The 13,325-nt window shown below is 50.0% G+C and carries 11 protein-coding genes; 3 read left to right on the forward strand and 8 right to left on the reverse strand.

All coding sequences use genetic code 11. The features are described from left to right. Nucleotides 1–325 precede the first annotated feature (325 nt). Both HMPREF1492_RS02580 and HMPREF1492_RS07230 read right to left on the reverse strand, forming a co-directional pair. Nucleotides 326–1,747 carry an aminopeptidase gene (locus HMPREF1492_RS02580; protein WP_035435638.1) on the reverse strand — a complete coding sequence of 474 codons (1,422 nt, stop codon included), beginning with the start codon at nt 1,745–1,747 and terminating at the stop codon, nt 326–328. Between the two features lie 82 nt (nt 1,748–1,829). Then, nucleotides 1,830–2,771 carry a hypothetical protein gene (locus tag HMPREF1492_RS07230; RefSeq protein ID WP_051479367.1) on the reverse strand — a complete coding sequence of 314 codons (942 nt, stop codon included), beginning with the start codon at nt 2,769–2,771 and terminating at the stop codon, nt 1,830–1,832. Nucleotides 2,772–3,036: 265 nt separating this feature from the next. Between HMPREF1492_RS07230 and fba the strand changes: the two genes are divergently transcribed. Next, entirely contained in the window at nt 3,037–3,909 is an 873-nt protein-coding gene (gene fba, locus HMPREF1492_RS02590) for a class II fructose-1,6-bisphosphate aldolase (RefSeq protein ID WP_035432865.1), read from the forward strand. 672 nt (nt 3,910–4,581) lie between these two features. Continuing rightward, entirely contained in the window at nt 4,582–5,553 is a 972-nt protein-coding gene (locus HMPREF1492_RS02595) for a hypothetical protein (RefSeq protein WP_035435640.1), read from the forward strand. Nucleotides 5,554–5,867: 314 nt separating this feature from the next. Here the strand turns inward: HMPREF1492_RS02595 and HMPREF1492_RS02600 are convergent, their stop codons facing one another. The 6 genes from HMPREF1492_RS02600 to sufC are packed head-to-tail and all read right to left on the reverse strand — an operon-like array spanning nt 5,868 to nt 11,494. After that, nucleotides 5,868–6,320 carry an RrF2 family transcriptional regulator gene (locus HMPREF1492_RS02600; RefSeq protein ID WP_035435642.1) on the reverse strand — a complete coding sequence of 151 codons (453 nt, stop codon included), beginning with the start codon at nt 6,318–6,320 and terminating at the stop codon, nt 5,868–5,870. Nucleotides 6,321–6,322: 2 nt separating this feature from the next. Next, nucleotides 6,323–6,826: a Fe-S cluster assembly sulfur transfer protein SufU gene (sufU, locus tag HMPREF1492_RS02605; RefSeq protein ID WP_035435645.1), complete on the reverse strand. Its 504-nt coding sequence runs from the start codon at nt 6,824–6,826 to the stop codon at nt 6,323–6,325. A gap of 18 nt (nt 6,827–6,844) precedes the next feature. Further along, nucleotides 6,845–8,116, reverse strand: coding sequence for an aminotransferase class V-fold PLP-dependent enzyme (locus HMPREF1492_RS02610; protein ID WP_035435647.1), 1,272 nt, complete (start codon nt 8,114–8,116; stop codon nt 6,845–6,847). Next, nucleotides 8,116–9,309 (reverse strand): SufB/SufD family protein, encoded by a 1,194-nt coding sequence (locus tag HMPREF1492_RS02615; RefSeq protein ID WP_035428261.1) that lies wholly within the window; start codon nt 9,307–9,309, stop codon nt 8,116–8,118. The genes HMPREF1492_RS02610 and HMPREF1492_RS02615 overlap by 1 nt, the downstream gene beginning before the upstream one ends. Then, nucleotides 9,309–10,727: a Fe-S cluster assembly protein SufB gene (gene sufB, locus HMPREF1492_RS02620; RefSeq protein WP_035435649.1), complete on the reverse strand. Its 1,419-nt coding sequence runs from the start codon at nt 10,725–10,727 to the stop codon at nt 9,309–9,311. Before sufB ends, HMPREF1492_RS02615 begins: the two co-directional genes overlap by 1 nt. Continuing rightward, on the reverse strand, nt 10,727–11,494 hold the full coding sequence (gene sufC / locus HMPREF1492_RS02625) for a Fe-S cluster assembly ATPase SufC (protein WP_035432880.1): 768 nt from the start codon (nt 11,492–11,494) through the stop codon (nt 10,727–10,729). The genes sufB and sufC overlap by 1 nt, the downstream gene beginning before the upstream one ends. Before the next feature lie 332 nt (nt 11,495–11,826). On the opposite strand from sufC, the gene hisS reads away from it, so the two are divergent. Further along, complete coding sequence (gene hisS, locus HMPREF1492_RS02630) at nt 11,827–13,137, forward strand: histidine--tRNA ligase (protein ID WP_035435651.1); 1,311 nt, start codon at nt 11,827–11,829, stop codon at nt 13,135–13,137. Nucleotides 13,138–13,325: the final 188 nt, after the last annotated feature.

A 13,325-nucleotide genomic window follows, 5' to 3' on the forward strand; every position in this document is an offset into this window, starting at 1 on the left:
ATTTCGCACCTACGGAACACACCTAAGTCGGATAATCTGCTCAGATGAGGGCATTTTACACATCTAATGACGATAATCTGCATGATTGAGGTATTTTCTGCGTCATGTATACGTCTTTTTTGCAGATTATCCGACTTAGGTGTGTTTTGAACTGCCTCCTATTTTTTTGTGTCTAAGAAATGGGAGGCAGTTCACTGCGGGCTGGATGGGTTTCTCGCCTCGGATTTGATACAGAAAAAGACGTGAGAGTTTGTCTCTCACGTCTTTCTTGTTAGCTTGATTTGCGTGCACAATTTTGTTTGTGCAGCTAATTTGTGTAGTTTAATTACTCGCTGAACTCAAGGAATGCGCGATATCCGCGATAAGCCTCAAAGATGTCGGCCTTGTTTGCAATCTCCCATGGTGCATGCATGGAGAGAACGGGAACGCCGCAGTCGATGACGTGCATGCCATATTTAGCCAGCATGTAAGCAATGGTTCCGCCGCCACCAGCGTCAACACGACCAAGCTCAGCGGTCTGGAACTGAACGCCAGCGTTGTCCATAATGCGACGAATCAGTGCTACGTACTCGGCATCAGCGTCGTTGGAGCCAAACTTGCCGCCACTACCAGTGAACTTGTTGAATGCAAGACCGTGACCCATGATAGCGGAGTTCTTGATTTCAAAACTACCCGTAAAGCTAGGATCATAACCAGCAGAAACGTCACTGGAGAGCATGTAGGAGTTGGCCATGCAGCGGCGCAGGGAAAGTGGAGACTCAAAACCAGCAAGCGCCAGGACCTCTGCCATGATGTTCTCAAAGAAGAGGGAATTCATGCCAGTGGCGCCAACGGAGCCAATCTCTTCCTTGTCGGTCAGGATGGTGACGAAGGTACGCGCAGGAGTGTCGCACTCAAGCTGCGCAATCAGGGAAGGGTAGGAGCAGCTGCGGTCATCGTGACCGTAGCCCAAGATCATGGAGCGGTCAAAGCCCATGTCGCGGGCAGGACCTGCAGGAACAATCTCAAGCTCAGCGGAGAGAAGGTCTGCTTCCTCAATGCCGTAGAGGTCCTTCAGGATGTTGATGACGTTAGCCTTAACAGCTTCCTTTGACTCGTCGCCCTCTGCATCAGCGGGTTTCTCGCCATTCTGGCCCCAAACAAGTGGACGATTGCCAACAATAAGATCCAGCATCTCGCCCTCGATGACCTTGGAAGCAGTCTTTCCAAGCTGCTCAGCGCTCAAGTGGATGAGAAGGTCGGAGATGCAGAAAACAGGGTCCGTTGGATCCTCACCAACGCATACGTTTACGACGCTACCGTCTTTAAGTGCAAGAACGCCATGAATTGCCAGAGGAATGGTGACCCACTGGTACTTTTTGACGCCGCCGTAGTAGTGGGTGTCAAGGGTAGCAAGCTCATTGCGCTCCTCAAGAGGGTTCTGCTTGACGTCCAGGCGAGGGGAGTCGATGTGAGCACCAAGAATGTTTAGACCCTCTTCCAGGGATTTGGTGCCAATCTGGACAAAGATGACGGACTTGCCGCGAATGTCTGCATAGACTTTATCGCCAGCCTTGAGGGTTTTACCTGCAGCGATGGCGTCAGAAAGCTTAACGTAACCTGCTGCTTCGGCAAGCTTGATAGCGCTTGCGGCGCACTCGCGCTCAGTCTTGTTCTCGGAGATAAACTTTCTGTAGCCCTCGGTAAACGACTGGAGTTTGTCCAGGTCCTCCGAGGTGTACTTTTTCCATGCGTTTGTGGTTTCCATACCCATCCTTTCTGTAGCAAGCTCTGTCAGAGCTGCTGCTTATTGTTGCTGTTAGTTGCGCCGCCCGTGATGAGACCGCGACTTAGTTGCCACCATTGGAGCTGTTTGAGCCAGAACCACTGGATCCGCTGCCAGAACTATTGCTAGAGCCAGAGTTCTGATTGGAACCAGAATTGCTGTTTGAGCTGCCCGTTCCAGAGTTGTTGCTGGAAGAATTACTCTCAGACGAGCTGCTTGAGCTGCTCGAGTCGCTGGTCTTTTCCGAACTAGACGAGCTGTCGGAGCTGGTGGTCTCTGATTTCTTGGAGTCAGTGCTCTCCGAAGAGGAATCCTTGGAATCAGTGGACTTGCTTGACTCGTCGGTCTTCTCGCTAGAAGAGCTGGAATCGTCTTTCTTATCCGTCGAATTGCTGGTATTCGTAGTTTTTTCCGTCACAACTGGGGTTGTGCTGACCTTTGGTCCCAAGCCAGATCCGTCGGTGATATAGCTGAGGAACATTGCATAAAGAATGACGGCAGAAATGGTAAAGATAATTGAAATAATGGTCACGATAGTCAGCGCTCTTACGCGCTTGCGAGACAGTGTTGGCGTGCGATTTACCTGTGACGACTGCCCTGTACCAGAGTCAGCGCTGGGATAAAAATCGCGAGAAGGTGCATATTGTGCTCGAGGCATATATTGTGTGCCTTCAAGCGTTGTTTGGCTGCTGTTTGGATATGCCTGCTGGTTATATTCATCGTTGTCGCCAGCGCGGAATTTATGCGTGGAGCGCCTGATAACGTTCTGGTAAATCTGCGAAGCAAGCGCCGAGGCGGCGGCACCAACGGCCACGCCGATAATCGAGCCTGCAATACCAATCTGGTTTGACAGTACAAACGCAGTCACCGCGGCAAGCGATGTTGCCAAAATTTGGGTAATTGAGACGTCCTTAAGAAGGCTGGGCTTCTCGTTTGTTGCCTCATCTGTAGACTGAGCAGGCGAAGCTAATCGAGTTTTGTCTGCATCAAAGTGCTTATAGCTCACAAGATGCTCCTTTCTTCGAACTGATAGCCTACCTCATTTTTGTGAAGATGTAATGTTTCGTCGCTAAATCGCAACATCAGAGGGCATTAAGTTTCATCCAACATACAACTTCAGTGTCGGAAATGGCGAGAAGTTCTGTGAGTAACTAAGCGATTTTCTTATGCGCGTGTTTCTCGCCATGTATTTGTTAAAAACGACCGTATCAAAGGGGATGAAACAAGGTATCATTTACATGTATCAGTTTTCCGTCAAACGGAGGTTTAGCATGCTTGTAAGCGCAAAAGCCATGCTCCAGAGTGCCGAGAAGGGCCACTATGGCATCGGCGCATTCAACGAGAACAACCTTGAGTGGACCGCAGCAATCCTTGATGCAGCAGAAGAGCTTCAGTCTCCTGTCATCATTCAGTGCACCAGCGGCGCAGCAAAGTGGCAGGTAAGCTACCGCGTTGTTGCAGACATGGTTCGTCGTCTTGTTGAGGACAAGAACATCACTGTTCCAGTTGCTCTTCACCTTGACCACGGTTCATATGAGGATGCATTCAAGTGCATCGAGGCTGGATTTACTTCCATCATGTACGATGGTTCTCACGAGCCTGATTTTGAGACCAACCTTAAGCGCACCGAAGAGGTCGTAAAGGCAGCTCACGCAAAGGGTATTTCTGTTGAGGCTGAGGTCGGCGGCATCGGCGGCACTGAGGACGGCGTAACCGCTAAGGGCGAGCTTGCTGATCCTGAGCAGTGCGCAAAGATTGCTGACCTGGGCGTTGACTTCCTTGCATGCGGCATCGGCAACATTCACGGTATCTATCCAGCTAACTGGGAGGGCCTCTCCTTCGACCAGCTCAAGGCTATCAAGGAGCGCGTTGGCGATCTTCCACTTGTTCTTCACGGTGGCACCGGCATTCCTGTAGAGCAGGTTCAGAAGGCTATCTCTATGGGCATTTCCAAGATCAATGTCAACACCGATCTTCAGCTTGTCTTTGCTGAGGCAACCAAGAAGTACGTTGAGGCTGGCCTTGTTGACAACGGCAAGGGCTACGATCCTCGTAAGCTTCTGAAGCCTGGTCGCGAGGCAATTGTCGAGCGCACCAAGGAGCTCATCCGCGAGTTTGGTTCCGACGGTAAGGCTTGGAACTAACCTGCAGCATACGCTGGGCGCGCATCGAAGCGTCGCACGCTCGCAGCTAGTTAAAGAGACGGACCTGGATTTTCTCCAGGTCCGTTTTTTGTTGGGCTAGCATGTGCGAAAGACGTGCGCCTGGTACGTCCTTCTCGCGAGATACATTTGATGAGAGCCTGATTTTCTCGCCAAGTCTGAACGATTTGCCGGATTTGCTCACCATGTCTGAGTAATTTGCCTGTTTTTCTCGCCTTATCTGAGTGATTTTGTTCAGACTTGTTAAACAATTCAGGCTCGGTTTCATGAAAGAGAAGTGCGCAAGCTGCTTAATCCAGTTCGCATTTCAAACTAGTGTCAATTAACATGTAATGCTCATTTGCGTCATGCAGCATTGAGAAGAATACTCAGTTAAATTATGGAATTCTAATTTTGTCACTTATTTGTCATGAAATTGAGAAAGTACATTTATTTAAGTGGTCTAATCTTTGTAGCAGGACTTTTAAAAGATGATATTTGAAGGTGTTTTTAATCTATCTGCGGAAATAACGTATTAATCAAATATCAGTAGGTTTTTTGTTGTTTTGTTTATTTGACTTTTAGAAATACTATTTCCATATGGAATATTACCTTTCACATACATCTGCTCTACAAATTTATCGTGCTTTGCGAACACGGAGACACGAACTCTTAATGCATGGATTTAATGAGTATCTGAATAAGTTCAATTTAGATGCTAGACAATTACTGACCAAAGATGATATTCCTTATCGTGATTTGGTTAGAGCTATTAATGCCGAGTTGCTAGTAGATTATGGTATTGAACTTAAAAATCCAGTTGAAATTACTGTGAGCAATAAAAAGAATTCCTGTGCTTATGAAGGAATTCATTTTCATGTTGATACATGTGCTTCGCTTGACTCTGTAATAAAACTGAATATAAGCAGCTTTTCAGTTTTAATTTCATCTCCATTCGAATTGCTGTTTCAAATGGCTTCTAAATTGAGTCTGTTAGAACTAGTGCTCCTCATTTCAGAATTCCAAGGACGTTTTGTTATTGATGCGTCAACAGGAGAATTGCAGTCAAATTGGTATTCGCCTCTTTTCAAAAAGTCAGAATTACTTGCATATCTCAGCAAAAAGAAAGGTGCTAGATCTTTTAGAAAAGTAAAGGCTGCGGCAGATTTGTCTGTTGAAAATGCAGCTTCCCCGATGGAGGCTAAACTTGCACTTCGAGCTTTAATGCCAGTGTATAAAGGTGGATATGCTATTCCATGCGTTGAGTTAAACAAAGAATTTGAGATACAAAACATGTCAGGTATCAAATCTCAAAAGAAAAATCGTGCAATCGATCTACTTCTGTCCAGCGGTGTATCAAATGCACGAGGTACTCAAAATGTAGCACTTGAATATAATGGATCTGTTCATGAATCAATTGAGATTGCAGGTAGAGACTACAAACGAAGTAATGAACTTTTAGCTGCTGGCATAGAAGAGTTTGTAATTAGCAAAAATGAATATGACGACATTGTTTTTATGGACAATCTATTTACAGTCATTCGCTCTAGATTAAATTTGCCAAGAAGACATACATCTTCAAAACAAAGGCAAATTGAAAGAGGGAAAAGAATTAAATTATGGAAGGAGCTGGAAAAGATTAAGTAAGTCGGGCTTAAATCTGCAATGAAATTCTTTAAGGAATAGGAAATCAGAGCCTGAAAGTCACACCAAGTCTGAGTGAATTCACTCAGACTTGGTAAGAAAAACCGGCAAATCACTCAGACATGGTGAGAAAAACCGGCAAATTGTTCAGACTTGATGTAATTTTCAGGCTCGCACTCGGCTTGCATCCAGCGCGCACTCGGCTTGCATTCGCCGGACTCCTGGTGCGCCCTTCTCGCGAGAAACCCGGTACACTCCAGAGCCCTCTTGCCATGAAAGCACCACCGCACACGACAATAAAACCGCAGCTTAAACGCTTACTCAGCGGTAGGGTTGTCGGCGGGGGAGACGTGCATGTTGCCTTCGTTGCGGGCGATGTCCGCGAGCGTCTTGCTGTCCAGGAAACTGGAGGTCATGCGGCCAAGGTCGCGCCAAATGTTGATGGTGGTGCAGGACTCCATCTGGGGACAGAGGGTGGTGTTTGTGCAGTTCAAGCAGCTAGCGGGCGCAAGATTTCCTTCGGCTGCGCGAAGAATCTCACCTAGCGTGTAGTCCTCGGGCTTGCGCGTGAGGCGATAGCCGCCGCCCTTTCCGCGCAGACTCTCGACGTATCCAGCCTTGTGCATCAGGGCAATGACCTGCTCAAGGTACTTGCGCGAGATGTTCTGGCGCTCGGAAACGTCGCCCAGCGAGACCCATCCCTCGTGAACAGCTAGGTCAGCCATTGCGCGGAGTGCGTACATTCCCTTTGTAGAGAACATTCCAGCCACGGCTACTCGCCGTCCTCAGCGCGCTTGCTCTCGGTGCCGTCCTCGGTGGTAGACGCACCGGCTGCGGCAGAACCGCTGTTGTGGGCCTCAAGCATCTCCTCGAGCGTATGCCATGCCAGCTCGGCGCACTTAACGCGTGCGGGCATGTGAGCGATGTCGTGCAGGATGTTAGCATCTTCCAGCTGGTCAAGCACAGCCTCGTCGGTCTCTTCTCCGCGAATCATGCGTCCAAAGAGTTTGCAAAGCTCAATGGCCTCTTCTGGGGTGCGGTCAATCATCAGATCGCTCATGATGTCGGCCGAAGCCTGAGAAATCGCACATCCGCTGCCCACAAAAGCAGCCTCGGCAATCTTTCCATCCTCAATACGCACGGAAAACGTGAGCTCATCGCCACAAGAAGGGTTGACGCCCTCGTGGGAGACGGTTGGGTTGTCCATCTGGTATTTGTAATCGGGGTGAGAAACGTGGTCCATAAACTCAGCGTTATACAGGTCGTTTGCTGCCACTTATTTCAACTCCTTGTTTTATTTGTTGCTGACCGCGCTGCCAAAGATCTTCCATACCTGGTTAAGACCCTCGACGAGCTGGTCAATATCGTGTTTATCGTTGTAGAACGCAACGGATGCGCGGCAGGTGCTGGACTCGTGCAACTCAATCAAAAGCGGCTCGGCACAGTGATGACCAGCGCGAATGCAAACGTTGTTCATGTCTAGGATGCTCGAGACGTCGTGTGGATGAACGCCGCGCACGTTAAAGGCCACAGCGCCCACGTGGTTTTGTCCCAGCTTAGAGCCAACGATGTCAACAAAGTCCAGCGTGCACAGCTGCTGCACTAAGTACCTGGCGAGAAGTTCTTCTCGCTTCTCGATTTTTGCCATGTCCAAGCCGTTGAGGTATTCGACAGCGGCGCCGGTAGCATAGATACCTGCGGCGTCCTGCGTGCCTGCCTCAAACTTCTCGGGAACAGGAGCCCAAACAGCGCTGGTTTCGGTGACGGAATCAATCATTTCGCCACCGGTAAGGAACGGTGGCATGGCATCAAGCAGTTCAGCGCGACCCCAGAGTACGCCAATACCCATAGGTCCACACATCTTATGTGCCGAGAAAGCTAGCAGGTCGCAGTCAAGATCGTGCACATCAATAGGGATGTGAGGTGCGGATTGGGCGGCGTCGACAACCATGTAGGCGCCCATAGTGTGAGCGCGCTTGGCAATGGCCTTGATGTCATTGCGGGTGCCCAGCACGTTGGAGACGTGTGTGACAGACACAATCTTTGCGCGCTCGGTAATCTTTGACGCAATCTCTTCAGGCGTAATCTGGTACTGCGAATTCATGCGCAGGTACACCAGGTTAGCGCCGGTAGCTTTACAAATCTGCTGCCATGGGATGATATTGGAGTGGTGCTCCATAATGGAAATGACCACGTCATCGCCTGGCTTGAGTGCATAGCGGCCAAGGCTTGAAGCAACCAGATTAAGCGCCTCAGAAGTGTTGCGCGTAAAGATAATCTGCTGGCTTTCTGGCTTGCCATTTTTATCGACAGCGCCAATGAACTTTGCAATCGAAGCACGAGCTCCCTCGATAGCTGCGGTTGCTTCTACACTCCAACGGTACAATCCGCGCAGTGCGTTTGCGTTCATGGTCTCGTAGAAGCCAGACTGCGCCTCAATAACCGCACGGGGGCGCTGAGAAGTAGCAGCGCTGTCCAAGTAAGCTACCTCGGGGTTTGCTGCCAGAATTGGAAAATCTGCCTTGTAAGGGTTATCGGTAATCTGAGCAACTTCTGCGTCGGTCATTACGCGACACCACCTTTGCTGGAATCGGCTTCAGCGTCGGAATTCCTGCCATCACTGGCAGCCAGGGAGTTGCCAGCTGCGTCGTCACTAGCTGCAGATCCGTCATAGTCGTGAGCAATTTCTGCGCCCAGCTCAGCCTCGCAACGCTCAACAGCCACGCGGTGAGAAATCTCCTCAGGCGCGTTGATGATGGCGTCTTCAAAAAGAGCGCGTATAAACATCTGCTCAGCAGCCTGGTGAGAAAGTCCTCGAGCCGCAAGGTAATCAAGCTGCTCAGGGGAGACGGATCCGATGGTAGCGCCGTGGTTACCAGCAACGTCGTCTTCATCACAGAGAATAGCAGGCATGGTCTTGTTGACAACGTCGTCACCAAGAATCATGACCGTTTCAATCTCGTTGCCCTGGGCATCCTTTGCACCGCGGACAAGATCGATAGTTGCGCGAAGCGTCTTCTTAGCTGCCTCGTTAAGGACGCCGGACTCGGTGAGCAGCGCGCGCGTAGAGGTACCACGCATGCGTACCAGGTGGTTAATATCAAGCGTCTCTTCGTGAGTAGCGTGATAGCGATTGTTAAGGTCAAGGCGAGCTTGAGCGCCAACTAAGTTGGCGGTAAGGCCAAGACCGATGGTTGATCCACCCAGAGCGTACTGCTTAACGTCAACAGCAGCGTCCTGGTGAATCTCAAGGCCAACGCTTTCAAGGTGCTGCTGGCCCTCATTGACGCCAAGCATCTCAATAAGGTGCAGTTTTGCACCAGCCTCAACCACAATGCGGGTGAGCGCAGCGCTGGTTGGAAGCGCATCGTCGTTCGCGTCGCTGCCTGTAGGTGCGTCGCCGTCAACATCGCCTGCAAACGCTGCGATGACTACGGTAGCCTCGGCACCTTCGCGTACAATGATGCCGGTGTTAGCACACTGATTTTGAGCTGCAGAAACAGCAACAACAATAGGCTCATCTCGCTTGGTACGAGCGGGAACGTTGTAGAAATCAGACTTGAATGCCTGTGACTCTACGTAGTCAGTAACCTCTTGGCCCATTCCACACTCAATGCGCTCAAAAAGGCGAGGCAGAGGCAGGTAGACTTTGCCTGCGTCAGCGTGATTAGGGACGGTAACTGACAGTGAGTTTGCGCGTAGACGGTTCCATGTCTGAGCTGCAGGAACGTTGGCGCGATTAATCAAAACGTTATCCATTAACCAATCGCTCCTTCCATCTCAAGTTTAATCAGGTTGTTCATCTCAACGGCGTACTCCATTGGGAGCTCCTTTGAGACAGGGTTTGCAAATCCGTTTACTACCATGGTGCGAGCCTCAGCCTCAGAGCAACCGCGGCTCATCAGGTACAAAACGGTGTCATCAGAAATGCGGCCAATAGTTGCCTCGTGGCCAATCTGAGCAGTCGCATTGCGGACATCCATCTCTGGGATGGTGTCGGAACGGCTGATGTTATCCAGCATCAGAGACTGGCACGAGAATGCCACGCGAGCGTTTTCTGCCTTGCGTCCAACGGTAACTGTAGAGCGGAAGGTGTTGACGCCACCGTCCTTGGAGATGGACTTAGTGTCAACGTTTGCCGAGTTATTGGAGCCGTTGATGATCACCTTGCAGCCTGTATCCAGGTCCTGCGTAGCGCCTGCAAACGTAATACCGGTGAACTCGCAGTTAGAAGAATCGCCGTTCATGATTGTAGAAGGGTAGAGGTAGGAAACGTGGCTACCAAAAGAGCCCGAGACCCACTCCATCTTTGCATTGCTGCCAATAATGGCGCGCTTGGTGTTGAGGTTGTACATGTTCTTGGACCAGTTTTCGATGGTCGAGTAGCGCAGACGAGCGCCGTCCTTAACAAAGAGTTCAACAGCTCCTGCATGGAGGTTTGCTGCATAGTACTTAGGTGCGGAGCAACCCTCAATAAAGTGCAGGTCAGCACCTTCCTCAACAATAATAAGCGTGTGCTCAAACTGGCCAGCACCCTGAGCATTCAGTCTGAAGTAACTCTGAAGTGGGTAGTCCAGAGTGACATTTTTAGGAACATAGACAAAAGAACCGCCAGACCACACGGCATAGTGCAGCGCCGCAAACTTGTGGTCTGAAGGAGGAATCAGCTTGCCAAAGTACTCTTTAACAACGGGCTCCCACTGTGGATCATGTAGAGCATCCTCAATAGTGGTGTAAATAACACCCTGCTCAGCAACTTCCTCACGCATGTTGTGATAGACAATCTCAGAATCGTACTGAGCACCAACACCAGCAAGGCTCTCTGCCTCTGCCTGTGGAATTCCCAGACGATCAAAGGTATCCCTAATATCCTCAGGTACGTCGTCCCAGCTATTTGCCTCCTGAGTCTTTGGCGAGACATACGTGGAGATATGATTCAAATCCAGACCTGCAATAGAAGGTCCCCAGTTGGTAGCCATCTGGCGCTGGTGATAGGTTTCCAGGGCCGACAACCTCATCTGGAGCATCCACTCGGGTTCTTCTTTTTTCTCGGAAATAGCACGCACAATTTCTGGCGTAAGGCCATCATCGTAGCGCTCGTAACCCTCTTCGGACTTGGTGAAGTCGTAGAGCGAGCGGTCTACGTCAGCGACCTCAGATCGCTTCTTCTCGCTCACTAGTTAGCACCGCCCTCATCAGTCTGGCTCTCAAAACGCTCAAAGCCCTCGTGGTCAATCTGGTTGATGATGTCAGCAGGACCATCTGCCACCAGGTGACCCTTAACCATAACGTGAGTGCGGTCAATCTCAAGGCGCTCAAGAATGCGGGTGTTGTGAGTAATGATGAGCAGAGAGCCGCCGCAGGTCTCGCGATAAGCCTGAATGCCTTTTGAGACAACGGAGAGCGCGTCAACGTCCAGGCCAGAGTCTGTCTCGTCGAGAATGGCAAGCTTAGGTTGAAGCAGCAGAAGCTGGAGCATTTCAACCTTTTTCTTCTCGCCACCAGAGAAGCCAACGTTAAGCTCACGCATCAAGAAGCCCTGGTCAAGCTCAAGGTGATCAGAAATCTGACCAACACGCTGACGGAACTGACGAGCAGTCATCTTAAGCTCAGGGCGCATCTGTGTAATGGTACGCAGGAATGAATAAAGAGGAACGCCAGGAACCTCAACAGGTGCCTGGTAGGAGAGGAAGATGCCCGCAAGGGAGCGCTTATCTGCAGCAAGCTCAGTTACATCCTCGCCGTTAAAGATAAGAGAACCTTCGGTAATCTTATAGGTAGGATCACCCATAATGACGCGGCCAAGTGTTGATTTACCTGCGCCGTTAGGTCCCATCAGAACGTGAGCCTGGCCATCACCAATGCTCAGATCAATTGAATGCAGGATGGATTTCTCCTCGGTACCTGCAGAAATTCCGTTTACACGGAGTAGCTCAGTTGCCATAAATCACTCCAAATACCTCTACGTGCAAGCACGTGATACGTTTGTGACTAGCAAGTTTGGGCAGCTCTAGGGCGAGCAAAACCTTGTGCTAGTGCGGTTTTGTGGCAAAGACAAACGCCAATGTCACCGATGTTTTTGTCATACCCCAAAATCCGCTAATTCATACTAAATGGTAGGAATTAAAAAGCAACCCTCACATACGCACTTTTTCACGTTTTCTAGAAAATAATCGGATTTTTTCATAGGTTTCAAAAGTTATAAAAGCTTTTCTGCGCCAGAGCTGTCTCTCATGGGTAAACTAGAAACATCTATGTTTGTAACAAGGAGGATTCATGGGTCAGAGAATTCAAGGTACCGAAGATCTTTACGGCGGCTATATGCGCTCTTGGGAGCATATGCAAGATGTTGCCCGCCATCTGTTTGGTACTTATGGCTTTGACCGCATTGAGACTCCTGCACTTGAGCAGGTAGACACCTTTGTTCACGGTATTGGTGAGTCAACCGATGTAGTACGCAAAGAGATGTTCCGTGTTTTTTCAGGCGCGCTACTTGATGATTTGCTGGCTGCCGGCAATGAGTCCGGTCTTAAGCCTCGTCAGCGTATGGCTATGCGTCCTGAGGGAACTGCTGGTGTGGTCCGTGCTGCCGTTGAGCACAACTTTGTGCCACAGGGAGGAACTCCTGCAAAACTTTGGTATGCCGAGTCAATGTTCAGGGGAGAGCGTCCTCAGAAAGGCCGTCTGCGCCAGTTCCACCAGGTAGGTGTCGAGTGGCTTGGAGCCTCAGATTCAGCTGCTGATGCAGAGTCCATCATCATGTTGATGAAGTTCTACGAGCAGATGGGTTTCTTGCCAGCTGATATGAAGCTCATGATTAACTCCATGGGTGACGCGGAGTGCCGCCCTGCATATCGCGAGAAGGTCAAGCAGTTCATTCTTGATCACAAGGATGAGATGTGTGAGGACTGTCTTGAGCGTGCGGAGATTAATCCACTTCGTGCATTTGACTGCAAAAACGAGAGCTGTCACGCGGTTATGAAGGACGCTCCACTGATTTCTGACAACCTGTGTGATGATTGTCGTGCTCACTATGAGCAGGTCAAGGCATATCTGGACGCTGCTGGTATTTCGTATGTTGAAGATCCAACGCTTGTTCGCGGTTTGGATTACTACACACGTACTGTTTTTGAGGTAGAGATTCCAAACGCTGGCGTTGGCGCTATCGGCGGTGGCGGCCGTTATGACGGTCTTGTTGAGCTTGAAGGCGGAAAGCCAACCCCAGGCGTTGGATTTGCTGTTGGCTTTGAGCGCATTATGCTGGCGCTGGAAGCTCTTGGTGTTGCAGCTGAGCCCGCAGCTCCAAGCTGTGTGTATGTTGCTTGCGCAGGCGCTGATCAGGCTCCTGTTGTATTTGATACCGTGCTGGCATTGCGTGAGGCTGGCATTAGATGCGAGGCTGATCGTACGGGTCGTTCGCTGAAGGCTCAGTTTAAGCAGGCAGATAAGATGGGCGCAACGCTTTGCGTGGTTATTGGTCCAGATGAGGTTGAAGCCGGTGCGGTAACCCTTCGTGATATGGAGTCTCACGAGCAGGTACAGGTGCCTGCTGATCAGCTTGTTGCTGAGGTTAAAGCAAGACAGTAGCAAATAGGACTGGAAGTTAAATTTAAACCTCTCATGTTGAACTGCCTCCCATTTCTCGTGTCCAAGAAATGGGAGGCAGTTCATTGTGGGTGATTATGATTCTGCAGCGTGTTAGCGTCGGCTTTTAGGTTGGCGCACAAAATAGCGCAGCTTTGGTAGGTTCTGCCGAAGAATTGACATGTTCCTAA

The organism is Atopobium sp. BS2, from assembly GCF_000565075.1.
Taxonomy (GTDB): Bacteria; Actinomycetota; Coriobacteriia; order Coriobacteriales; family Atopobiaceae; genus Lancefieldella.

Bases quoted from the DNA above. Each gene is read 5' to 3' on its own strand.
- hisS (WP_035435651.1), top strand. From the start codon at position 11,827: ATGGGTCAGAGAATTCAAGGTACCGAAGATCTTTACGGCGGCTATATG.
- HMPREF1492_RS02615 (WP_035428261.1), bottom strand. From the start codon at position 9,309: ATGGATAACGTTTTGATTAATCGCGCCAACGTTCCTGCAGCTCAGACA.
- fba (WP_035432865.1), top strand. From the start codon at position 3,037: ATGCTTGTAAGCGCAAAAGCCATGCTCCAGAGTGCCGAGAAGGGCCAC.
- HMPREF1492_RS02580 (WP_035435638.1), bottom strand. From the start codon at position 1,747: ATGGAAACCACAAACGCATGGAAAAAGTACACCTCGGAGGACCTGGAC.
- sufC (WP_035432880.1), bottom strand. From the start codon at position 11,494: ATGGCAACTGAGCTACTCCGTGTAAACGGAATTTCTGCAGGTACCGAG.
- HMPREF1492_RS02610 (WP_035435647.1), bottom strand. From the start codon at position 8,116: ATGACCGACGCAGAAGTTGCTCAGATTACCGATAACCCTTACAAGGCA.
- HMPREF1492_RS02595 (WP_035435640.1), top strand. From the start codon at position 4,582: ATGCATGGATTTAATGAGTATCTGAATAAGTTCAATTTAGATGCTAGA.